At 47.3% G+C, this 22,451-nt stretch carries 18 protein-coding genes and 4 pseudogenes; 14 read left to right on the top strand and 8 right to left on the bottom strand.

Going from position 1 to position 22,451, the window contains the following annotated elements:
• Positions 1-26: 26 nt before the first annotated feature.
• The 3 genes from queF to CS022_RS15020 all read right to left on the bottom strand — a co-directional run bounded on the left by queF (position 27) and on the right by CS022_RS15020 (position 1,652).
• Complete coding sequence (queF, locus tag CS022_RS15030; protein ID WP_129122984.1) at positions 27-872, bottom strand: NADPH-dependent 7-cyano-7-deazaguanine reductase QueF; 846 nt, start codon at positions 870-872, stop codon at positions 27-29.
• Between the two features lie 221 nt (positions 873-1,093).
• On the bottom strand, positions 1,094-1,390 hold the full coding sequence (locus CS022_RS15025; RefSeq protein ID WP_129122983.1) for a hypothetical protein: 297 nt from the start codon (positions 1,388-1,390) through the stop codon (positions 1,094-1,096).
• A 28-nt stretch (positions 1,391-1,418) separates the two neighbouring features.
• Positions 1,419-1,652, bottom strand: coding sequence for a DUF2789 family protein (locus CS022_RS15020; protein WP_129122982.1), 234 nt, complete (start codon positions 1,650-1,652; stop codon positions 1,419-1,421).
• A 255-nt stretch (positions 1,653-1,907) separates the two neighbouring features.
• On the opposite strand from CS022_RS15020, the pseudogene CS022_RS15015 reads away from it, so the two are divergent.
• Positions 1,908-2,680, top strand: a pseudogene (locus CS022_RS15015) (Zn-ribbon-containing protein).
• A gap of 1,275 nt (positions 2,681-3,955) precedes the next feature.
• Here the strand turns inward: CS022_RS15015 and CS022_RS15010 are convergent.
• Positions 3,956-4,264 carry a DUF3301 domain-containing protein gene (locus tag CS022_RS15010; protein ID WP_129122981.1) on the bottom strand — a complete coding sequence of 103 codons (309 nt, stop codon included), beginning with the start codon at positions 4,262-4,264 and terminating at the stop codon, positions 3,956-3,958.
• Complete coding sequence (locus CS022_RS15005; RefSeq protein WP_129122980.1) at positions 4,257-5,303, bottom strand: DUF3549 family protein; 1,047 nt, start codon at positions 5,301-5,303, stop codon at positions 4,257-4,259. Before CS022_RS15005 ends, CS022_RS15010 begins: the two co-directional genes overlap by 8 nt.
• 282 nt (positions 5,304-5,585) lie before the next feature.
• Here CS022_RS15005 and CS022_RS15000 point away from each other — a divergent pair, with 282 nt between their 5' ends.
• Complete coding sequence (locus CS022_RS15000) at positions 5,586-5,909, top strand: YqcC family protein (protein WP_235869533.1); 324 nt, start codon at positions 5,586-5,588, stop codon at positions 5,907-5,909.
• Positions 5,909-6,670, top strand: a complete 762-nt coding sequence (gene truC / locus CS022_RS14995; RefSeq protein WP_268967904.1) for a tRNA pseudouridine(65) synthase TruC — start codon at positions 5,909-5,911, stop codon at positions 6,668-6,670. The genes CS022_RS15000 and truC overlap by 1 nt, the downstream gene beginning before the upstream one ends.
• Positions 6,671-6,715: 45 nt before the next feature.
• On the opposite strand, the gene CS022_RS14990 is transcribed toward truC, so the two are convergent.
• From CS022_RS14990 to map, 3 genes are all read right to left on the bottom strand, one after another.
• The gene (locus CS022_RS14990) at positions 6,716-7,093 is read right to left on the bottom strand and encodes a DUF3461 family protein (RefSeq protein ID WP_129122978.1); all 378 of its coding nucleotides are present in this window, start codon (positions 7,091-7,093) and stop codon (positions 6,716-6,718) included.
• Between the two features lie 61 nt (positions 7,094-7,154).
• Entirely contained in the window at positions 7,155-9,776 is a 2,622-nt protein-coding gene (glnD, locus tag CS022_RS14985; protein ID WP_129122977.1) for a bifunctional uridylyltransferase/uridylyl-removing protein GlnD, read from the bottom strand.
• Positions 9,777-9,845: 69 nt separating this feature from the next.
• Entirely contained in the window at positions 9,846-10,643 is a 798-nt protein-coding gene (gene map / locus CS022_RS14980; protein WP_129122976.1) for a type I methionyl aminopeptidase, read from the bottom strand.
• A 316-nt stretch (positions 10,644-10,959) separates the two neighbouring features.
• Between map and rpsB the strand changes: the two genes are divergently transcribed.
• The 11 genes and pseudogenes from rpsB to lpxD all read left to right on the top strand — a co-directional run bounded on the left by rpsB (position 10,960) and on the right by lpxD (position 22,397).
• On the top strand, positions 10,960-11,688 hold the full coding sequence (gene rpsB, locus CS022_RS14975; protein ID WP_129122975.1) for a 30S ribosomal protein S2: 729 nt from the start codon (positions 10,960-10,962) through the stop codon (positions 11,686-11,688).
• 131 nt (positions 11,689-11,819) lie between these two features.
• Positions 11,820-12,659: a translation elongation factor Ts gene (gene tsf, locus CS022_RS14970; protein WP_129122974.1), complete on the top strand. Its 840-nt coding sequence runs from the start codon at positions 11,820-11,822 to the stop codon at positions 12,657-12,659.
• Positions 12,660-12,746: 87 nt separating this feature from the next.
• Positions 12,747-13,475, top strand: a complete 729-nt coding sequence (pyrH, locus tag CS022_RS14965) for a UMP kinase (RefSeq protein WP_129122973.1) — start codon at positions 12,747-12,749, stop codon at positions 13,473-13,475.
• 56 nt (positions 13,476-13,531) lie between these two features.
• Positions 13,532-14,089 carry a ribosome recycling factor gene (gene frr, locus CS022_RS14960; protein ID WP_129122972.1) on the top strand — a complete coding sequence of 186 codons (558 nt, stop codon included), beginning with the start codon at positions 13,532-13,534 and terminating at the stop codon, positions 14,087-14,089.
• 74 nt (positions 14,090-14,163) lie between these two features.
• Positions 14,164-14,933 (top strand): annotated as a pseudogene (locus tag CS022_RS14955) (isoprenyl transferase).
• Positions 14,934-14,942: 9 nt separating this feature from the next.
• Positions 14,943-15,791, top strand: coding sequence for a phosphatidate cytidylyltransferase (locus tag CS022_RS14950; protein ID WP_129122971.1), 849 nt, complete (start codon positions 14,943-14,945; stop codon positions 15,789-15,791).
• Positions 15,792-15,846: 55 nt separating this feature from the next.
• Positions 15,847-17,042 (top strand): annotated as a pseudogene (gene ispC, locus CS022_RS14945) (1-deoxy-D-xylulose-5-phosphate reductoisomerase).
• Positions 17,039-18,394 (top strand): sigma E protease regulator RseP, encoded by a 1,356-nt coding sequence (gene rseP, locus CS022_RS14940; RefSeq protein ID WP_129122970.1) that lies wholly within the window; start codon positions 17,039-17,041, stop codon positions 18,392-18,394. Before ispC ends, rseP begins: the two are co-directional and overlap by 4 nt.
• Before the next feature lie 57 nt (positions 18,395-18,451).
• A pseudogene (bamA, locus tag CS022_RS14935) lies at positions 18,452-20,829 on the top strand (outer membrane protein assembly factor BamA).
• 21 nt (positions 20,830-20,850) lie between these two features.
• Positions 20,851-21,360 carry an OmpH family outer membrane protein gene (locus CS022_RS14930; protein WP_235869532.1) on the top strand — a complete coding sequence of 170 codons (510 nt, stop codon included), beginning with the start codon at positions 20,851-20,853 and terminating at the stop codon, positions 21,358-21,360.
• 11 nt (positions 21,361-21,371) lie between these two features.
• Complete coding sequence (gene lpxD / locus CS022_RS14925) at positions 21,372-22,397, top strand: UDP-3-O-(3-hydroxymyristoyl)glucosamine N-acyltransferase (protein WP_129122969.1); 1,026 nt, start codon at positions 21,372-21,374, stop codon at positions 22,395-22,397.
• The last annotated feature ends 54 nt before the right edge of the window (positions 22,398-22,451 follow it).

Raw genomic sequence — 22,451 nt, 5'->3', positions numbered from 1 at the left:
ACCGAGGTGTTCGGTGCCTGAGCTGGTTACTGTCGAGCCAGACGATTATTTTCGCTGGGCGTTTTACCCATATTGGTGCGGTATGGGTTGATATCCAGACCACCTCGGCGGGTATAGCGCGCGTAAACCGTCAGTGACTCAGGCTGACAATACTTCATCACATCGCAGAAAATGCGTTCTACACACTGCTCGTGGAACTCGTTGTGGCGTCGGAACGAGACGATGTATCGCAGCAACTTCTCACGGTCAATTTTTTTCCCGGTGTAAGCAATACGTACCGAGCCCCAGTCAGGCTGATTGGTGATCAGGCAATTAGACTTCAACAAGTGACTGTTCAGTGTTTCCGTGACGGTTTCTCCACTCGCCGCGTTTTCGAGCAATGCAGGGTCGAGTTCATAATCGGAAATGCTGATGTCTTGGTCATCAATATTTTCACCACCAAAAGGCACGATCGGCTGGTTATCAAACTCATCTACAGGGACGATGGTCACGTCGACATCGGCGCCCGCACACGCGGAAAGGTCTTTGGCTAATGTTTCGACCACCTCTTGCCATGATGCAAATTTTGTTTGATTAAAGCTGTTCAGGTAGAGTTTGAACGACTTTGACTCAATCAGATTTGGGCTGGTGACGGGCAGCCTGACTTCACCAATTGCAACTTGCGGTAAGCCTTTGCTGTTAAGCCATGACAGCTCATAAAGCGTCCAGATGTCGTAACCAGTGAAAGGCAGCTCTGTATCTAGGCCCAGCTCCTGCCGATTGAGAGTGCGCGGAACGGCCTGAAGCAGTTCAGGTGCGTATTGTTCCTTGTAATCAGTCTGTTGACCCAGAGTCAGGCCTGCCAGTTCGCTGGCATTGTCGTAGTTGCTCATTGCGATGTTGCCACGTGTGTGAGTTTATTGCGGTGAGTGTACTTAAATTTGAAGTTGCATGCTAATTGAAAGCATATCAATAGTCAGAATGAAAGCGTTGAAAACCCGATATAGAAACTGCCTGTCTCATAGCACTCTCTGGTTATGAGATTTTCCAGCAGGTACTTTATCGGGTGTGCGTTGATTGGCAATGAACGATAGTAAGATTACTTTCGTTACATTTAGTGAGGCTTATCAGCTATTTTCGTTTCAAGCTCTGCAATCTGTTTTTCCAGTGCGTAGACTTTACTCTCTAGTTCAGAAATTCTTTGGCTGTCCGACTTTTCTGATGCCACTTTTTCCACTTTAGGCACCACACCGTTTTTCTTCCAGCGCTGTAAGGCGGTGATAATGAGTGGCATGGGGACGGCAACACCGAGACGGCTTTTAACCAATGCCACTGAGGGCTGTTTCCCCTCAGCGACTAATGATGAAATGGCTTCTTCCAGTGACTGTGTAAAGTCGGTTCGATTGTCCATAAAACCTGTATGTCCTTCTTTATATCCTTCACTGACGCCTTAATCGGGAGTCGAGAAGATCGATTTGTTCGCTCCAGTCAGCATCCTGTAACAGAGCTTCTCGGAGAAATTGCTGTTGTGATTGAGTCCAAAACGTCGCATCTTGCAAAGAGGTTGACGCTGGCACAGAGTGCTCTGAAAGAAAGAGTTCTATGGAATCTTTGTCAGATGCCAGACCCAGTTGACTGAAGAGGTTTTCGAGATCGTGTTTGAATACTTCCATAATCGCGTTGTCTCCTTTCTTTATTAGAATGCCGACTCTTTTTTATTGGTCGTTGTTAAGAATACGTTGAAGCTAAATATATCGGCAAGCCCATTTATGCCTGTCCTCGTCATCCGATAGCGAATCCGAAAAGCGGAACGTCAGATACGACGGTGAGCTTTGCGGTCAGTTTAGATAGAATGGCGCATCTTTCCTGCGTCGACAATGTTGAAGAGTCCTGCGCAAGAAAACCCGAAAACAGTATAGGTAGGAATCATGTTTGTTGTTGAGCTGACCTTTGAATGCTTTGATAACACCACAATCACGGCAGTTGATAAAAGTGTTAACGGCTTACTGGATGCGCTGAGGTATAACGGTCAGGTACTTGGGAGAGAGTTTCCAATGGTAATGGGCGACGGTATTTTTCAAGTCAGGGCAGTGTGCCCAGAAGAAGACAGCTTAAGCGGTGAATATCATAGCGTCCAAGTGAAAGCGGCGTTAAACAGGCTGACAGACGCGTGTTTGTTGTCGCCCAAAGTCAAAGTGCTGGGTAGAGATATCAACTCAGAAGCCAGTGCCGAGGGCAATGAGCGGCCTTGGCAGGTTTTATACACGACCTATGTGCATACATGCTCACCTCTTCGATGTGGGGAGACATTGTTGCCAATTCCTTTATACAGACTTCCGGCTACATTTAACGGCGACCATAAAGCTGTGGTGAAGTGGCAGACGGAGTGGCAGGCCTGTGATGAAATTCAGATGGCAGGGGCGTTTAAAGCCGAACATGCCGCATTGGCTGAAATATCAAATATAGATAGCTTGCTCAGTATTAAAGGCTGGGATCTTCGTGGTCGTATTGAATACCTTTCAGGAATACCGACCTATTACTATTTGTACCGCGTAGGTGGCGGTGATGCTGAATCGGAAACGAATAGATATTGTCCCAAATGTGGCGGTGACTGGCGTTTAGAAATGCCTCTGCATGAGGTGTTTGATTTTAAATGTGACAGCTGTGTCTGGTGTCGAACATATCTTGGGATTTTCAGTGATTCGTCTTGCCATAAAGTCTTCATTAAATGAGTACAAGTCTTGTAAGAGAAATCTCACAACTCTGTAGGAATAATTAGCGTTATTTGTGAGTTGTTAATTGTTCTATTGATTATAAAACAAGGATTTAAAGGTTTTTGGTTGGGCTGATGCATAATATTACGCTGAAAATTTTTTCTGATGCATTGTTCTGAATTATCAATCCTGTAATCTTATTTCCGTCGACAGGGAGATGTGCTCAGGGACCAAGAGCATTAATCAGTCGAAGGGAACAACAAGGAAATTAGGACAGTGTTGGCACGTAGGACGCGTTGCTTGCCAGGAAGGCAAAGGACACCCTCAGGACGAGGATGTGTTGCGAGAAATGAATTTTCGCTTACATGGAAAGATGAAAAGGATATCGGCTTAGGGAATCAGCGACAGCATCACGGAGTGAAGCAGGGAGCACCTAAATTAGCACGGTAGCTAAAAAAGCCACAGAGGCGCATCCGAAAGGATGCGCCTTTTTCGTTAATGGTTGCATTTATGACGGTTTCCTCGTTGTTTAACATCAATGAGTTACTTCTTGCCAAAGAGTAAAAGGCGTCAAATCTGCCAAAAGCTTGTGAGAGATCTCTTACAAAGGTGTGGGACAAACCTGATTCAGCATTGAGAAAAGTATTTTTCTCAATAATAAAACACTTTAAAAACAGCACCTTGTGTTTTTTGGCTGAATTGGCAGTATTTTCTGTGATCTTTGTTCATGGGCAGTTGGTTGTTTATTTATCTTCTTCGCGTAAAGTGTGCGTTGTCAGTCGGGGATGACTGATGAAAGGGACCTCACCAAGATTATTGGTTATCCGAGTAAAAATAATTGATTCAGGATGAAACAGTTATTGGTATCGGGAACATGGATTGGAAGGAACCGCTGCAGTAAATAGGATGTTTACTGATCAGGATGATACAAGGATACAGCCCGGGATGGGTTTAATGGACACCCTCAGGATGAGGATGCGAGTCGAGACAGGACTTCTCGATGGATCAGGATTGATCGCACGGACACCTCCAGGACGGAGAGTTAAGGATAGCGCTGAAGGATACAGCGACTAATCAAGGATGGTGCAGGGAGCACATTGCGTAGCAGGATAGCTGCAAGTAAGACCTCAGGGCGCGACGATTGTCGCGCCCGTTCTCTTTTAGTCTGGCAGAAAATATCAACGTTGCCAGCTATTTAAACCGCATACTGTCCCATCTCAACGTTATATCAAAAACCACCAACCTGCCTTGTTTGACCTTTCTTATCTGCCCTCAGGCATTGGATGTGGCGGGATATAGACGTTTTTCAAGCGTAACCCAGCCATAAGCGCGTAACCCTCATAGTTATCAGCGCCATTTACGGAAAACTCAAAAAAGTAGCGGGTCTCAATTGATAATGGGCCTTTTGGCCAGCCGATAGAGTGCTCGCCACGAGCAACTGACAGCAGTTGAAGATCTAACTGCTGACAACGTTGTTTGATATAAAGCTGCGCATTTTCGCTTTGTCTTCTCTGCTGCCAGAAAAGGAAGCAGAAAAACGCGACACCAAGTATCAGAAGTAAATCAGTCATTTCCGGCCTTCACTGCATTTTGGAGTTCGTTAACGGCGTTAAGTAATGTCGGGCTCGCATTGCCGTGCAGCATATTCAATACTTGTGGACGTAGAGCAGGGATCATCACCAAATCCGCGATTATCTGACGAAAAAAGGTGGCATCATCACAGGCGGCAACCCTAATCAAAAAGGCGTCAAGAAGCGCTGGGTTGTCCAGGACGTGCCAGCAACGTCCAGCAATAGCGATAAGCATTTCTCGGTGCGCCAGTTTCTCGCTGTCGATTAATAACTGAACGCGTTCACTTAACAGTGTTTTGTCGGCACCTGACAGGGCTCTGACAAAAGCGGTAAGTAAGAAAAGGTCAACTTCGGGCCTTTCGAGTAACTCACCAATGGTTTCATTCACGCGCTTGGCAAGGCTTGCGGGTAGCTCACAGTGTTCAAGGCAACCTAATAGAGCATATTTGGGAGTGTCTGGCATGTTGCTGAGAGCTTTCTTTATCAACGCCAAGTTGTTGTGGCTACCCATTCGCGCGCAGATATCAGCTAAACCCTGTAGGCCTACTCCTTGCCAGTTATCCCAGCCAAGTTCACCCGCAGTGTAGTGCTGGGTATGATCAAAATACTGACTGGCAGGCAGATTGAGGTTTTCCGTCAACAGGGCATGGAAAATAGCCTTTTTGTCATCGGTAGGCGCAAAGGTATAGGGGTTATTGACGAGTTTTTCCCTTTCTTCCTCTGTTGGTTTTTTGTCGAGTGTTGCGCCCATTGCTTGTGCGACAAACTGAATAAAGTCGCCAAGTGCAGCCTGATTGAGAAGACCGCGCTCATCCAGAGGCATCTTTAAAAACCACACCCATGGTGTTTGGCCTGCCTGTGAGAAGGCAACGCCAAGCTGCGCATGTTGCTGAATAGGAAATGGATACGGCTGGTGATTATTTTCCACCGCTTCAAATTGCTCATTGGGGATTTCTGTGACTCGTCGGCTGAGGTCATAAACCAGATAATCACAGCCAGCCTTATTCAGAATGGCACTCAGGGTCAGCGCATTTTCCATTGTCGTTTACATCTAATTCCAAAACAGAAAGTCGAGTATATCAAATCACAAGATTGCGTCTTGGAATTTGCATGCTGGGAATAAAAAAACCGGAAAGCATTGCTATCTGATGTAACGGAGCTCTCAAGTATTGCAGCCAGTGAGGAGCGGCTCACTGTTAATATGTCATTCAACCGCTAATCGTTCGGGGGTGTCCAGAATATGCTGCCATGCTATTCTTGCTCCCTTTATTCATTTGCACTGAAAGTGAACACTGACTTTCAGTTAAATTTGGAGTTTGCCTTGAATACTCACCAACATGCTTTGCAGCTTCTCGATGATCTAGAAGTTGCACTTAAACAACATCAACATTGGCAAGAAGTACCTCCGTCTGATGAGGCATTGGCCAGTACCGAGCCGTTTGCGGTTGATACGCTAACGTGTGGTGAGTGGCTGCAGTGGATTTTTCTGCCGAAAATGCGCTTTATGCTGGAGCAGGAAGCGCAGATTCCGTCGAATTTTTCTATTTCGCCTTACGTCGAAGAAGCGATGAAGCACAGCATGGGTCGTGATGATATTGCGGCGATTCTATTGAAATTCGATAAGCTGTTTCAGGCAGGCTCGTAGTGACGGGTGATGAAACGCCTCCAATTCTGGAGATTGTCTATCAGGATGAGTGGCTGGTGGCCGTCAATAAACCATCAGGCATGCTGGTCCACCGCTCATGGCTGGATAAAGGCGAAACCCGCTTTGTCATGCAAACACTGCGTGACCAAATTGGCCAGCATGTTTTTCCCCTTCATCGCCTCGATAGGCCCACGTCGGGGGTTCTCCTCTTCGCGCTTTCATCAGAAATTGCCTCTCAAATGATGCCAATGTTTGCAGGCCGAGATGTGAAAAAGACTTATCATGCTGTGGTACGAGGGTGGGTTAAGGAAGCTGCTTTGCTTGATTACCCGCTAAAAGAAGAGCTTGATAAGGTCGCGGACAAACACGCTACCGCTGAGCCAGAAGCAAAAGAAGCGGTGACGGAATACCGGCCTGTTGCAACGGCAGAATTACCGATTCCGCTTGGCCGCTATCAGAGTTGCCGGTACTCGCTGGTGGAGATGAAGCCCCATACAGGCCGAAAGCATCAGTTACGGCGACACATGCACCACTTAAGTCATCATATTATCGGTGACGTAAATCATGGTGATGGAAGGCATAACCGACTGTTTAGGAGGGAATTTCATTGCCACCGATTATTGCTGCATGCCTCTGAGTTGCGATTTACGCATCCGGTGACGGATGTCGAAGTAACAGTCACTGCCGATTTGGATGAAACATGGCATCGTGTGCTGAAGGGGCTTGGGTGGACGCCTGACGACCTAGCGTCAGAGATATAAATAAAGCCTGCGCGCAGGCTTTACATAAAGTGATTCAGGGAAAAATCAAAGCTTCTCAAGATCGGCTTCAATTTCTGCTATTTTCATTGCTACCACTTTTTCTAAATGGCGGAGATCGGTGAGGATTTTCTTCTTCACGTCCTGCTCGGCCTGAACAGGTTTAACAATTTTATCCAGCTCATCAATGACCAGCGACAAACTGCGGTTTATCTCTGTGATCTCCCTAAACAGGCCGCTGCCACTGTCGACAACCACATTCTTGCGCTGTCTCGGATATTTGAATTTGATGCTTTTAGCGAAGAGTTCGCCTTTCTGGCGGGTGAAGTAGATTTTTAGTGTATCTGAATGCGCTTCTTGCCTTAACGAATAGCGCTCGATTTCTTCTGGCTTTTTGATACCTAACTGACTCAGATGTTCATACATTGTGTTACCTCCTTGAGAATGTGGAGGGGCACCGCGTAAGTTGCGATGCCTAAAACCACGGTTACTGAGGGATATGTAATGCTTCGATCAGTGTCTGTCGAAGCGCATCTTGCATGTCTTCATTCAATGCCTTGTTGTCGTTGTCGGCAATGATGAAAAAATCCTCCGCGCGCTCACCTATGGTGGTGATTTTTGCAGACTGAACGGAGACGCCTTGTTTCGCGAAAACGGTACCTACTTTTGCTAGCAGGCCTGGCGCATCCAGTGCAACAAGCTCCAATAAAGTTCTCTTACCTGACTTGGCAGGAAGAAAATGCACGGTTGTTTTGACGCTAAACGCCATCAGTTTTCTTGGGGTACGGCGACGTGAAAGTGACAAGCTCTTTTCTTCCTTCATCGCTTTTATTACCCCTTTACGAATGGTCTCATGGCGATCTAGCGCAATGGCGTGACCATTCGGGTCGAGGACCATAAAGGTATCCATAGCGTGACCGCTTTTACTGGTCATGATTTGTGCATCGTGAACGCTTAGATTGTATTTGTCGAGTGTAGATACGACGCGGGCAAATAAACTCGGTCTATCTTTACTGTAAATGAAGATTTCTGTGCCACCCCGGGTCGCGTTCTTACTCACTAACACCAAAGGGCCGCCGGTGTGGTTGAGTAAGTGATGACTATGCCATGCAATTTGTTTGTGTGTGTTGCGAAGAAAATAATCGGCTTTAAATCCATGCCAGAGGTCGTTGACTTCCTGTTGTGTATGGCCTTCTTTGCGCAGAATAGCGCCTGCCATGTGTTGGTTGTGGCGGATTCTGTCACGAATGTCTGGTGGGTTTTCCAGCCCGCGTCTCAGTGCTCTTTGGGTCGCATAGAACAAATCGGAGAGCAGGGTGCGCTTCCAACTGTTCCAAAGTTCTGGATTGGTCGCGCAGATATCGGCGACGGTGAGGCAAACTAGGAACTCTAAACGCTCTTCATCGCGAACGGTTTTCGCAAACTCAGTGATCACTTCTGGATCGTAAATATCTTTTCTTTGTGCCGTGACTGACATCAGGAGGTGGTTTTCGACCAGCCAACTGACGAGCTTGGCCTCAGGCCGTGAAAATCCGTGTTCGATACAGAATGTATACGACTCTTTGGCGCCAATTTCTGAGTGGTCGCCACCTCGTCCTTTGCCGATATCATGAAAAATAGCAGCGAGGATCAAAAGTTCCTGCTTCTTGATACGAGGTAAAACATCGCAGCATATTGGATGTTTGTCTTTGTTTTCTTCGTAGGCAAAGGTATCAATCTGTCGCAGTAACCTGAAGGTATGTTCGTCCACGGTATAGGTGTGGAACAGGTCGAATTGCATCTGGCCAACAATTCGACTCCACTGTGGAAAGTAAGCCGCCATCACACCGTGTCTGTGCATCAGGGTAAACGCTTTATGTAATGCGTTTGGGTGGCGTGTAAGTGCGACAAATTTGTCGCGGGCAGAAGGAAGTTCACAGAGGAAAAGGTTGAGTCGTCGTCTGGCAGTGCGTAACTGCCTTAGGGTGGCGGCAGATATGGCATCTATGGATTTATCATCGGCGACATGCAAGAACATGTCGAGGATGGTATCAGGGCGGGCCTGGAACAGAGCAGGCTTTCTTGCTTCAATTTTGTTGCCGCGACGCTGAAAATCTTCACTCAGAATTTCAATCTTTTGGCTTTTAACATCATTCGGGTGAATAGCCTGATCAAACAGCTGCAATAACATTTTGTTGAGTTCAATAACACGCCGGGTGGTGCGGAAGAAATCTCGCATCATCATCTCAACGGCGTTATTGCCTTCACCCTGATAACCCAGCAACTCAGCAACACCTGGCTGGTGGGCGAAAGTAAGTCTGTTGTCGTAGCGTTTGATTTGTAAATGCAGGGCAAAGCGTATACGCCATAACATATCCTGACATTCGGTCAGTTCACGGAACTCTGCGTCGGTGAGAAAGCCAAACTTACTCATTTCACGAAGGCTTGTTGCACCAAAATGCCTCAGTGCAACCCAGCTGAGCGTGTGAATATCACGCAGGCCACCAGGGCTAGATTTTACATCGGGCTCAAGCTTGTAGGCCGTATCGTGATAATGCACATGCCTATCTTTCTGCTCCTTCACCTTTGCTTGAAAAAATGTCTCACTTGGCCAAAAACTCTCGCTGCGTATTTCTGTTGTCAGGCGGTCGAATAACCGTTCACTGCCGCAAAGTAGTCTTGACTCTTGCAAGTTGGTGGCGACGGTTAAATCTCCGAGGCCGACTTCCAAACATTCACTCAGCGTTCTGACGCTATGCCCAATTTCAAGACGCAAGTCCCAAAGCAAGGTGATGAATTCGCTGATTTTATTACAGTAAGTCGCTTCGAGAGGGGCTTCGCTCAGTAACAGTAAGTCGATATCAGACAGTGGGTGAAGCTCTCCGCGTCCATACCCCCCTACGGCAATCAACGAGATATTGGGGTGACGTTCGAAACCATAATACAGCCAAAGCCTACGCAGGAGTCTGTCCATGAATGCGGCCTTTTCTTCCACCAGTTCTGTGACAGCAACATTTTGTGAAAATAAGATTTTCTGTTGTTCGCTGTGGGCGTCTAGCTGGGCTCTGATAAAGGCTGCATCGAGCTGTTCGTCTTTTAATGTCTCGGGTTGCAGCAGTACATCTGTCATAACTGTCCTTAGTCAATCAAACCGGCGCTTCAAATAAAAAAGCCGACAACATGTCGGCTTAATCGCGAATCAGGCATTCACCATGATGCGGGGTAACTCTTCTTCTTCACGTAATGTGAGAATTTCACAGCCTTTGTCGGTTACGACGAGGGTGTGCTCCCACTGCGCTGAGTTTTTACCATCGACTGTGTAAACCGTCCAGCCATCGTCATCGTCCAGCACAGTGCCAAACTTTCCTGCGTTGATCATTGGCTCAATGGTAAAGCACATACCCGGTTGTAGAAGGGTACGATCATTATTCTTGTAGTGAACGATTTGCGGATCCTCGTGGAATTCAGACCCGATACCGTGGCCGCAATAATCTTTGACGATTGAGTAGCGTCCCGTTCCGCCTTTAATGAACTTTTGGATAGCCGTGCCAATATCACCGATTCGCGCCCCGGGTTTGACCTTTTTAATGGCATGGTAGAGGCTTTCCTGCGCAACACGACAAAGGCGTTTGTCTTCAAGTGACACTTCACCGACAAAGAACATCTTCGAGGTATCACCATGGTAGCCATCTTTTATCACGGTAATATCGATATTGACGATATCGCCATCTTTAAGCACATCACCGTCACTTGGAATGCCATGGCATACGACATGATTGATGGATGTACAGATTGATTTCGGGAAACCATGGTAGTTGAGCGGTGCAGGGATAGCGTCTTGCTTCTCAGTGATATACTGATGGCAAATATCGTCAAGCTCCTTGGTGGTCACTCCGGGTTTAACGTGTGGACCAATCATTTCTAATACTTCTGCAGCTAGGCGGCCTGCAACCCGCATTTTTTCAATTTCTTCGGCCGATTTTATTTTGGCGCTCATGGAATTCTCTCAACAGCAAACCCGCTATATGCAGGCTTTAATGGTTCGGTATGCTTTACATATTAACAACGGACGCTGGCGTAGGGAACCTTCATCCATCTGTATTGATAAAACTATACTGGATTATAGGTGTGTTTTTATGGTATAAAGCGCGCCGAAATACGCCTTATTGATCAATCCTTGAAAAAGGGTTTCGATTCGGTGTGTTCTAATACTGATATTTTAATTAACTCACACACATATCGGCACATACGCCGGGGTGCCCTAGGGTCGGCAGTATGGGATATGTGGAGGCCTAACCCCAAGAGGATGTAAAATGGCTACTGTTTCAATGCGCGACATGCTTAAAGCTGGTGTTCACTTCGGTCACCAAACCCGTTACTGGAACCCAAAAATGAAACCTTTCATTTTTGGTGCTCGTAACAAGGTGCACATCATCAACCTAGAAAAAACTGTACCAATGTTCAACGAAGTACTGGGCGAACTGACTAAAGTTGGTGAGCGTAAAGGTAAAGTACTTTTCGTTGGTACTAAGCGTGCCGCTAGCGAATCTGTAAAAGCTGCTGCTGAAAGCTGTGACCAGTACTACGTGAACAACCGTTGGTTGGGCGGTATGCTGACTAACTGGAAAACTGTTCGCCAGTCAATCAAGCGTCTGAAAGACCTTGAAGCTCAGTCTACTGATGGTACTTTCGACAAGCTGACTAAGAAAGAAGCTCTGATGCGTACCCGTGAAATGGAGAAACTCGAGAAGTCTCTGGGTGGTATCAAAAACATGGGCGGTCTGCCTGACGCACTGTTCGTAATCGATGCAGATCACGAGCACATCGCAGTTAAAGAAGCGAACAACCTGGGTATCCCTGTATACGCAGTTGTTGATACTAACTCTGACCCAGACGGTGTTGATTTCGTTATCCCTGGTAACGATGATGCGATCCGTGCAGTTCAACTGTACCTGAACGCAGCAGCACAAGCATACGGCGAAGGCCGCAGCCAAGACATCGTCGCTCAAGCTGAAAATGAGCTGGTTGAAGTCGCTGAATAAGACATCTGCTCCTTGTGAGCGTTCTTAGCCATCAGTCTGTCACAAACAGTACTGTAAGCTAAGTAGGTTAACAGGGGCCGTATTATGGCCCCTGATTTTTACCCAAATAGTTTCGAATCGAGGAATGAACAATGGCTGTTACCGCTGCCCTGGTAAAAGAACTGCGTGAGCGCACTGGCGCAGGCATGATGGAATGTAAAAAAGCACTGGTTGAAGCAAACGCTGACATCGAGCTTGCGATTGAGAACATGCGTAAGAGCGGTGCTGCTAAAGCTGCGAAAAAAGCTGGCCGTGTTGCTGCTGAAGGTCTGATCCTAGTTAAAGAAGACGGTGGCAAAGCAGCTATCGTTGAAGTTAACTGTGAAACTGACTTCGTTGCTAAAGATGCATCTTTCGTTGCTTTTGCAAACGAAGTTGCTGAAGCTGCTCTGGCTGAAAGCCTGCAAATCGAAGCACTGCAAGCGAAGTTCGAAGAACAACGCTCTACTCTTGTTGCTAAGATCGGCGAAAACATGAGCATCCGTCGTGTTGAGTTCATCGAAGGCGTGAAAGTGGGTTCTTACCGTCACGGCGACCGTATCGGTGTTGTTGTTGCAGCAGACGCTGAAGCAGAAGTGATCAAGCACGTTGCAATGCACGTTGCTGCTTCTAAGCCTGAGTATGTTACTCCAGAAGATGTACCAGCTGACGTTGTAGAAAAAGAGAAGCAAATCCAAATCGACATCGCGATGCAGTCTGGCAAGCCAGCTGAAATCGCTGAGAAAATGGTTGTTGGCCGCATGAAGAAATTCACTGGCGAAGTTTCTCTGACTGGTCAGGCGTTCGTTATGGATCCTTCAGTAACTGTTGGTCAGATGCTGAAAGAGAAAGGCGCAACTGTTTCTAACTTTATCCGCTTTGAAGTGGGTGAAGGTATTGAGAAAGAAGAAGTCGACTTCGCTGCTGAAGTTGCTGCAGTTCAAAAAGGTTAATAACCCTTTTGAACCCAAAAGACCGCAGTTCCCTGCGGTCTTTTTACAACCCCATTCCCCCTAAAGTACGTGCCAAAGGTACTGATAATGACGACAAATCCAAAACCAGCGTATCAACGAATCCTTTTAAAACTCAGTGGCGAAGCACTTCAAGGTGATGAAGGTTTCGGTATTGATCCTGCGGTTCTAGATCGTATGGCGCAAGAAATTAAAGAACTGGTCGAGCTGGGTGTTCAGGTTGGTCTGGTTATCGGTGGTGGTAACCTGTTCCGTGGAGCTGGCCTTGCAGAAGCTGGAATGAACCGGGTTGTGGGCGACCACATGGGTATGCTTGCCACTGTGATGAACGGTTTGGCAATGCGAGATGCGCTGCACCGTGCCTATGTGAACGCTCGGGTTATGTCTGCAATCCCGTTAAACGGGGTGTGCGACAGTTACAATTGGGCTGAAGCAATCAGCCAGCTGCGCAACGGTCGCGTGGTGATTTTCTCTGCGGGTACAGGTAACCCTTTCTTTACCACTGACTCTGCAGCATGCTTACGCGGTATTGAGATCGAATCTGATATTGTGATCAAAGCAACCAAAGTTGATGGTGTATATACTGACGATCCGGTAAAGAACCCCGACGCTGAATTGTATAGCCACCTGAATTATCAGGTTGTATTAGAAAAAGAGCTTAAAGTGATGGATGTGGCTGCTTTCACTCTTGCTCGCGACCACAAGATGCCTATTCGTGTTTTCAATATGAATAAGCCAGGTGCGCTGCGCCGTGTTGTGATGGGTGAACAGGAAGGCACACTAATTAATAACGGTTAATCGATTTTAGTGGCATAATCCCAATCGATAGATAAAGAATCTTCAAGGATATTCTCGTGATCAACGACATCAAACAAGATGCGCAGTCGCGCATGGAAAAAAGTGTTGAAGCACTAAAAAATCAGATGGCAAAAATCCGTACAGGTCGTGCACACCCGAGCCTGTTAGATACTATTTCGGTTGAGTACTACGGTACTAATACACCACTGAACCAAGTCGCCAATGTAGTGGCGGAAGATGCCCGCACTCTGGCGATCACAGTATTCGATCGTGAGCTATCGCCGAAGGTAGAAAAAGCGATCATGACATCTGACCTTGGTCTGAACCCAATGTCTGCGGGTAACGTTATCCGCGTTCCTCTGCCACCGCTTACAGAAGAACGTCGTAAGGACATGGTTAAGATTGTTCGTGCTGAAGCAGAACAAGGCCGTGTTGCTATTCGCAATATCCGTCGTGACGCTAACAGCAACCTCAAAGCGTTGTTGAAAGACAAAGACATCTCTGAAGATGAAGAGCGTCAAGGTCAGGAAGAAGTCCAAAAGCTGACTGACGCCGCTGTTAAGGATGTCGATCTGGTTCTTGAAGCGAAAGAAAAAGAGTTGATGGAAGTCTAATTCTGACTACACTCTGATTCATTTGCAAAGCGCTGTGCTGGCAGTACAGCGCTTTTTATTTTTAAAGGCACCCAATGAGTTCCAAACTGACTGACACCCATATCTCCCAAGGTTCCCTGCCCAAACATATTGCTATCATCATGGATGGCAACGGACGTTGGGCAAAGGCACGTGGTAAAGCGAGAATGTTCGGTCATAAAGCGGGTGTGGAGTCGGTACGAAAAACAGTCTCTGCTGCCAATCGACTAGGGATTCAGGTTCTCACCTTATTTGCTTTTAGTAGTGAAAACTGGCGTCGCCCACAGGAGGAAGTCAGCCTCTTAATGGAGCTGTTTGTCACTGTTTTGGGCCGAGAGGTGAAACGTCTGCACAAAAATGGTGTCAGACTTCAGGTGATTGGCGACAAGTCGAGATTCAGTCGTTCACTTCAGGATAAAATTGCCCGAGCTGAAGAGCTGACTAAGGATAATACCAAGCTGGTACTCAATGTGGCTGCGAATTATGGCGGACAATGGGATATCACCCAGTCTGTTAAAAAGCTCGCACATCAAGCCGCGCGCGGTGAATTGGACCCTGATTCCATTACCGATGGCGACATTGCTGTGCACCTCAGCACGGCAGGACAACCTGACGTTGATTTGATGATCCGCACCAGCGGTGAGTGCCGAATCAGTAACTTTATACTCTGGCAGGCTGCCTATGCCGAACTCTACTTCACCGATGAGTATTGGCTGATTTTAATGAAAAAAGCCTGTCTGATGCCATTGCCTGGTATATAAATCGTGAGCGCCGTTTTGGCTGCACCGGAGAACAAATTCAGGCGATGCTAGAAACAGAAAATTAGAGGTTTCGTTTGCTAAAACAACGAATTTTAACGGCAGCAGTTCTCGCTCCCTTAGTTGTCGCAGGCATCTTTTACTTACCGTTTGAGATGTTTGTTGGCGCTATCGCTATAGTGACGCTGTTGGGACATTGGGAATGGACAAAATTTGTCACTCCCCTCTCAAGGATTAAGCATTTCATCACTCCAGCTATTTTATTGGCTGTGTCTCTCGTAGCACTCCCTTTTGATGTCAGCAGTTTAAATTTAGTGGTATCCGGGGCAACGGCTGTCGCGCTTATAGGTGCGCTATGGTGGTTATTAGCATCTGGCATGGTGTTAAGTTATCCAAACAAAACCGCATGGTGGCGCGACAGCGGTGTGATGCGGCAGGTGTTTGGCGTACTTACGTTGTTACCCTTTATGTGGAGCGTGCTTTACCTTCGTGCTCAGGAATATAACGTTGACAGTTTGATGGGTGCAAAGCTAGTCCTGCTGGTTTGCCTGCTGGTTTGGTCGGCTGACTCTGGGGCTTACTTTGCCGGTAAACGTTTCGGTAAGCGAAAAATGGCGCCAAATGTCAGCCCGAACAAAACCATCGAGGGTTTACTTGGCGGTATGTTGGCGGCCATGGTGGTCACAGTTACGTTTGCTGACTTGCTGGATATCCCTTTCTCATCACTTCCTGTATTGGGTTTGATTGCTCTCGTCACCGCATTTGCATCTGTACTTGGTGATCTGGCTGAAAGTATGTTTAAACGCGTCGCTGGCGTGAAAGACAGCGGTAACATACTTCCGGGGCATGGCGGAATTTTAGATCGTATTGATAGCCTAACGGCAGCTTTTCCCGTATTTACCGTAATGTATTCATTACTTTCATGAACATGCCTGTCAGCACAGCCTGTCAGGTGGATAAGAAGCTGAGGCAGAATATCCAATGCAAAAAGTAACGATTCTTGGTGCGACGGGTTCAATAGGAAGCAGCACTCTCGCTGTCATCGAAAAAAACCCTGAGTCATTTTCGGTTGCCGCGCTGGCAGCAAATGCCAACGTCGATAAGATGTTGGCATTGTGCGTTAAGTGGCGACCTGATTTTGCTGCGATGTCTGATGAACAAGCAGCAATTCGTCTTCGCGATTTACTCAAGGAGCACGGTCTTGCGACTGAGGTGTTGAGTGGCGAGCAAGGTATGTGTCAGGTTGCTTCACTCGATGAGGTGACCACTGTCATGGCTGCGATTGTTGGTGCAGCTGGTTTAATGCCCACCATGCTGCGGTAAAAGCCGGTAAACGCGTCCTTCTTGCCAATAAAGAAGCACTGGTCATGTCAGGTCAGTTGTTTATTGATGCGGTATACCAATATGGCGCGGAACTGCTGCCTGTTGACAGCGAACACAATGCGATTTTCCAGTGTCTACCTCAGGGTGTTCAAACCCAGCCAGGTAAATGTGACCTTGATGATGCGGGCATAAACAAGATTCTTCTTACGGGCTCCGGTGGTCCCTTCAGGTATACCGATATTGCCAGTTTGTCATCAGTGACACCCGAGCAGGCGATAGCTCACCCTAACTGGTCGATGGGCCCGAAAATCTCTGTCGATTCGGCCACAATGATGAATAAAGGCCTCGAGTATATTGAGGCGCGGTGGCTCTTCAACGCATCCCGCGACCAGCTTGATGTGATTATCCATCCGCAATCTGTGATTCACTCTATGGTGCAGTACAAAGATGGATCTGTACTGGCGCAGATGGGACAACCAGACATGTGTACGCCAATAGCTGCGGCTATGTCATATCCAACACGAGTGGACGCCGGTGTATCGCCCCTTGATTTCAGCAAAGTGGGAGAATTCACGTTTCTGTCACCAGACTTTGCGCGATACCCCTGCTTGAAGTTGGCCATTGATGCTTGCTATTCGGGACAGGCGGCAACGACAACATTGAATGCAGCAAATGAAATATCGGTTGCAGCCTTCCTCAACCGTCAAATTGGCTTTACGCAGATTGCTGAAATCAACGATGCTGTGTTACAAGAAGCAAATCTCGTCGAACCAGATGGCTTTGATTGTTTGATGGAATTGGATAAGTCAGCCCGTGATATGGCGTCACATTGGGTGAAAAGGATATCTGAATGATTGGAATTTTATGGAACCTCGCCGCTTTTCTGGTCGCGCTGGGACTGCTGATTGCCGTTCATGAATATGGTCATTTTTGGGTAGCCAGACGCTGCGGGGTTCACGTTGAACGTTTTTCTCTCGGTTTTGGTAAAGCTATCTGGCGAAAAATGGGCAAAGACGGCACCGAATATACGCTGGCGATGATCCCGCTTGGGGGCTATGTGAAAATGCTTGATGAACGTGTTGAGGAGGTTCCCGAACATCTGAAACATCAGGCATTCAATAACAAACCCCTTTGGCAACGCAGCGCGATAGTGGCGGCTGGCCCTGCCGCTAACTTCATTTTTGCATTTTTCCTTTACTGGTTGGTCATGATGATAGGCACGCCCGCTATCAAACCAGTAGTTGGTGACGTAGCACCAGATTCTATTGCCCAGAAAGCGGGAATCACCGCCGGAATGGAACTTACTGGGGTTTCAGGTATCAAAACCGCTGATTGGGATTCGGTTAATTTACAGTTAATCGGTCATATTGGTGACCCCGAGTTGACGATCACAGCGATTCCGGAAAATAGTCAGGGCTTTGAGGTCAATAAGCGCCTCGATCTGGAAAATTGGACCTTTGATCCCGAAAAGGAGTCACCACTCAGGACCTTAGGTATCATACCGTTTAGACCTGCGGTGTTGATGAGTGTTGCGCAAGTAACCGAAGGATCGCCTGCTCAAGCTTCTGGACTGCAAGCTGGCGATAAGATTATTGCTATCGATGGAACAGAAATCAATCAATGGCAACAAGCAGTTGAGGCAATAAGACAAAGTCCAAACAAACCACTCTCAGTGAGTGTGCTGCGCGCGGGAGAAACGCTAACACTTGAGTTAACGCCGGGTTTACGTAAACAAGGTGATATTGATATTGGATTTGCCGGTGTCGCTCCAGAGGTTGAACCATGGCCAGAATCTTATCGATTCAACATGCAATATGGCCCACTGGAGGCAGTACCCGCAGCCTTGACAAAAACTTGGCAAATTGTGGTGTTAACCGCTGAGATGGTGAAGAAACTGCTGACAGGTGATGTCGCAGTGAAGAATTTAAGCGGCCCTATTTCGATTGCGAAAGGGGCTGGTATGACGGCACAGATTGGCCTTGTTCATTTTCTCGGCTTTTTAGCTTTCATTAGTGTGAATTTGGGGATCATTAACCTTTTCCCTCTCCCTGTGCTGGATGGCGGACACCTGCTGTTTTTTGGCGTGGAAGCGGTAACCCGTCGACCTGTTTCTGAAAAAGTGCAGGAGTTTGGTTACCGGATTGGCTCGGCATTACTCGTAATGCTTATGGCCGTTGCATTATTTAACGATTTCGCCCGACTATAAAGTGTCGAACGGGATGAATTTTCGAACAGCGTATAGCAAGGAATAATCAGAACAGCGATGGCGATAAAAAAACTTCTACTGGCCTCTCTTCTGTTTTCGAGCAGTGTTGCTGCATCAGATTTTAAGATCAGTGATATTCGATTTGAGGGGCTGCAGCGCGTAAGTGTCGGCGCAGCATTACTGGCAATTCCGGTCAGAGTCGGCGATACGGTCGATGATGATCAAATTTCAGGTGTTATCAAAGCACTGTTTGCCAGTGGCAACTTCGAAGACGTGCGAGTCTTCAGGGATGGTAATGACTTACTGGTTAAGGTCATTGAAAGGCCCACTATTGCCAGCATCTCTTTTTCTGGTAACAAAGCCATAAAAGAAGAGCAGCTGAAAGGTAACCTCACGTCGTCAGGTTTATCTGTCGGTGAAGGCCTAGACCGTTCACGTCTCTCCGTGATTGAGCAGGGCCTTGAAGACTTTTACTACAGTGTGGGTAAATACAATGCCCGAGTAAGCACAGTTATCACGCCGCTTCCTCGAAACCGTGCCGACGTCAAATTTGTCTTCACCGAGGGCGTATCGGCAAAAATCCAACAGATTAACTTCATCGGTAATGAGAAAATTTCTGATGAAGAGTTGAAATCAACGTTCAAATTGCGTTCTGACGTGCCTTGGTGGAACTTCATTGCCAATGAAAAGTACCAAAAGCAAGCATTGGCGGGTGACCTCGAGAATTTAAGAACGTTTTATCTCAGCCGCGGTTATCCAAAGTTCAAAATTAACTCAACACAAGTGTCTATTTCACCCGACAGAAAGGGCGTTTACATTACGCTTAATATCGATGAGGGTGATATCTATACCGTTAAAAATGTGCGCTTCATCGGTCAGAAAAATACAGAGAAGTTCCATGAATTGCTTAAGATTCAGCCGGGTGACGCATTTGATGGTACAAAAGTCACTGCACTTGAAGAGTCCATCAAGCGAGTGTTAGGCGAGTCAGGCTATGCGTACCCAGATGTCACTACGATCCCTGAATTTGACGACAAGAATAAAACCGTCTCTCTGTCTGTGAAGGTAGATCCGGGTAAACGGGTTTACGTGAGAAATATCCGCTTTAACGGTAACCAGGTCACTAAAGACGAAGTGTTGCGCCGTGAGATGCTCCAGATGGAGAGTAGCTGCTGAACGCCAAAGCGGTGGAAGACAGTAAAACTAAACTGAATCGCCTTGGTTTTTTTGAAAACGTAAATGTTCAGACCGTCCGTGTGCCGGGTACCGACGATCAGGTTGACGTGATTTACTCAGTCAAAGAAGCAAGCGTTGGTAACTTTACCGGTGGTATCGGCTACGGTACGTCGCAAGGCGTCAGCTTCCACTTAGGTGTTACGCAGAATAACTTTGCTGGTACGGGTAATCAGGTCGGTATTCGCACCATGTTTACCGAGGCAGAGAAAGAGCTGAACCTTGACTACCGTGACCCTTACTGGACACTGGATGGTGTCAGCCTTGGTGGTAACGTCTTTTATAACGAGTTTACCTCGAAAAACGCCAACCTCGCCGAATACACGAACACCAGTTACGGTACTGAGCTGTCGTGGGGTTTCCCGTTCGATGAAATCAACTACTTCGATTTCTCGGTAGGTTATCAACACAACACCATTGGTAACCTGAGCGACTACTTCCAGCTCAAAAATTTCTTGGACGTTCAGCGCAAGAACGTAACCAGTGATTCGAGCCTCGACGTAGATAACTTTGACTGGTCTGTGTCTTGGACCCGCAATGCTCTCAACCGTGGCATCTTCCCAACGGAAGGTAATTATCAGCGTGCCTCTTTCCGTATGACGGTACCAGGCTCTGATGTTCAGTTCTTCAAAGCTCAGTACAACATTCGTAACTACATTCCTTTAACGGATGACCACAGCTTTACCTTCCTAACGAGAGGCAGACTTGGCTACGGCAATGGTTATGGCGATAAAGATGGCAGTGATTATCTGTTGCCTTTCTATGAAAACTATACGGCGGGTGGTTTCACCACGTTGCGTGGTTTCCGGAGCAACACGGTAGGTCCAAGAGCGGTTCACAAGGCTGGCTCGTCGGCAAGAGATGAGTCTATAGGTGGTAACGCGACGGCAGCAACAAGCGCTGAGCTTATCTTCCCGCTACCATTTTTGTCTGAGGGTGCTCGCAGGCAAGTGAGAACCAGCTTCTTTGTCGATGCTGCGTCGGTCTGGGATACGGAGTTTGACGTAGATGCAGCTCGTCAGTTCTCAGGTAACCCTAATTTGCTCGATTACAGCGACCCAGCCAACTATCGCGCTTCATATGGTGTCTCTTTGACCTGGCAGACCTTTATTCCGCTAGTCTTTACCATCTCTAAACCGATCAGGAAGTTCGACGGGGATGAAGAAGAGTTCTTTAACTTTACACTTGGACGTTCATTCTAATAATTATTTCAGGAGATAGCTTTGAAAAACCTTTTTAAAGTGGCTGGCTTCAGCGCACTGATTCTAATGGGGACAGCATTTTCGCAAGTAGCGTATGCGTCACAGAAAGTTGGCTATGTGATGGTTGAGCAGGTGCTCGAGCAACTGGCACAAAAAAGCAGAATCAAAGAAAAGCTGACCAGTGAATTCAAAGGCCGAGTGGCAGAAATCACGCGCCTAAAAGTCAAACTTGAAAAAGGCGTTCAAAAGCTAAATCGTGATGGTGAGTTGATGTCTGATAAAGATCGCGTCAAACTGCAGCGCGATCTTCAATCTATGGATGCAGACTACAAGTTAAAAGTAAAAGCCATTCAGGAAGATCAGCGCAAGCGTGGCCTTGAAGAAGAGAACAAACTCATCAAGAAGGTCAAAGCGGCGATTGATTCAGTGGCTAAGCGCGAAGGTTATGATGTTGTCATTGATGCTAAGGCAATCCTTTTTGCCAGCCCGGGTGACAATCTTTCGGAAAAAGTTATCAAAGCAGTACGTTGATAAGGTAAAAAATGGCTTCTATAACTCTCGCTGAATTGGCGAATGAATTGGGTGCTGAGCTACACGGTGATGGTTCAGTCACTATCTCTGCAATCGCAGGTATGGATAAGGCAGGCGAGGGAGAGATTACTTTCCTTTCCAGTAGCAAGTATCGGGAGCATCTAGAAGCGTGTCAGGCAAGCGCTGTCATGGTCAAGGAAGCCGACCGTGCGTTTTGTCAGGGTAACGTATTGGTTGTTGCAGACCCTTACTTAGCCTATGCGATGACTGCTCAGCTTCTCGATACGACGCCGGCCTGTGCCAGTGATATCGCGCCAAGCGCGTATATTGCGCCGGATGTACAGCTAGGCGAGGGCGTATCTGTTGGACACAACGCTGTTATTGAGTCAGGCGTAATACTGGGCGATGGCGCGCAGATTGGTGCTGGAAGCTTTGTGGGAAAGAACGCAAAAATTGGCGCAAACTCCCGCCTTTGGGCAAATGTCAGCGTTTATCATGATGTTCAAATTGGGGCAAACTGCTTGATTCAATCAGGCGCTGTTATTGGATCTGATGGATTTGGCTACGCACCGAACAAAGGAAAGTGGGTTAAAATTCCGCAACTTGGCAGTGTTATTATCGGCGACAGAGTTGAAATTGGTGCGTGTACAACCATCGATCGTGGTGCCTTGGACGACACCTTGATCGCTGATGGCGTTATCATTGATAACCAATGTCAGATTGCACATAACGTCTCGATCGGTGAAAATACCGCAATTGCTGGAGCCACTGTGATGGCAGGAAGCCTGAAAGTAGGCAATCACTGCTTTATTGGCGGTGCCAGTGTGTTCCAAGGCCATATGGAAGTTACTGATGGCGTCACCGTCACCGGTATGTCCATGGTCATGAAACCGATTTCCGAGCCAGGGGTGTATTCGTCGGGTATACCAGCTCAATCAAACCGCGAGTGGCGGAAAACAGCTGCTCGGGTAATGAAAATTGATGACATGCATAAGCGACTGAGAGCGGTTGAAAAACAGCTGGAAGTAGACGAATAGTCATCGCTATTGTCACAAAGTGGCCCGCCCACGAGCGGGCCGTTTTTCGTTATG

It is taken from the genome of Veronia nyctiphanis (genome assembly GCF_004116385.1).
In the GTDB taxonomy this organism is placed as follows: domain Bacteria; phylum Pseudomonadota; class Gammaproteobacteria; order Enterobacterales; family Vibrionaceae; genus Veronia; species Veronia nyctiphanis.
Note: the sequence above shows the minus strand (reverse complement) of the source record. Positions and strands in the feature narration are given on the sequence as shown.

Coding starts and splice junctions, on each gene's coding strand:
- CS022_RS15020 (WP_129122982.1), bottom strand. CDS start 1,652: ATGGAAGTATTCAAACACGATCTCGAAAACCTCTTCAGTCAACTGGGT.
- queF (WP_129122984.1), bottom strand. CDS start 872: ATGAGCAACTACGACAATGCCAGCGAACTGGCAGGCCTGACTCTGGGT.
- rpsB (WP_129122975.1), top strand. CDS start 10,960: ATGGCTACTGTTTCAATGCGCGACATGCTTAAAGCTGGTGTTCACTTC.
- CS022_RS15010 (WP_129122981.1), bottom strand. CDS start 4,264: ATGACTGATTTACTTCTGATACTTGGTGTCGCGTTTTTCTGCTTCCTT.
- CS022_RS15025 (WP_129122983.1), bottom strand. CDS start 1,390: ATGGACAATCGAACCGACTTTACACAGTCACTGGAAGAAGCCATTTCA.
- lpxD (WP_129122969.1), top strand. CDS start 21,372: ATGGCTTCTATAACTCTCGCTGAATTGGCGAATGAATTGGGTGCTGAG.
- map (WP_129122976.1), bottom strand. CDS start 10,643: ATGAGCGCCAAAATAAAATCGGCCGAAGAAATTGAAAAAATGCGGGTT.
- glnD (WP_129122977.1), bottom strand. CDS start 9,776: ATGACAGATGTACTGCTGCAACCCGAGACATTAAAAGACGAACAGCTC.
- CS022_RS15005 (WP_129122980.1), bottom strand. CDS start 5,303: ATGGAAAATGCGCTGACCCTGAGTGCCATTCTGAATAAGGCTGGCTGT.
- CS022_RS14990 (WP_129122978.1), bottom strand. CDS start 7,093: ATGTATGAACATCTGAGTCAGTTAGGTATCAAAAAGCCAGAAGAAATC.
- tsf (WP_129122974.1), top strand. CDS start 11,820: ATGGCTGTTACCGCTGCCCTGGTAAAAGAACTGCGTGAGCGCACTGGC.
- pyrH (WP_129122973.1), top strand. CDS start 12,747: ATGACGACAAATCCAAAACCAGCGTATCAACGAATCCTTTTAAAACTC.
- rseP (WP_129122970.1), top strand. CDS start 17,039: ATGATTGGAATTTTATGGAACCTCGCCGCTTTTCTGGTCGCGCTGGGA.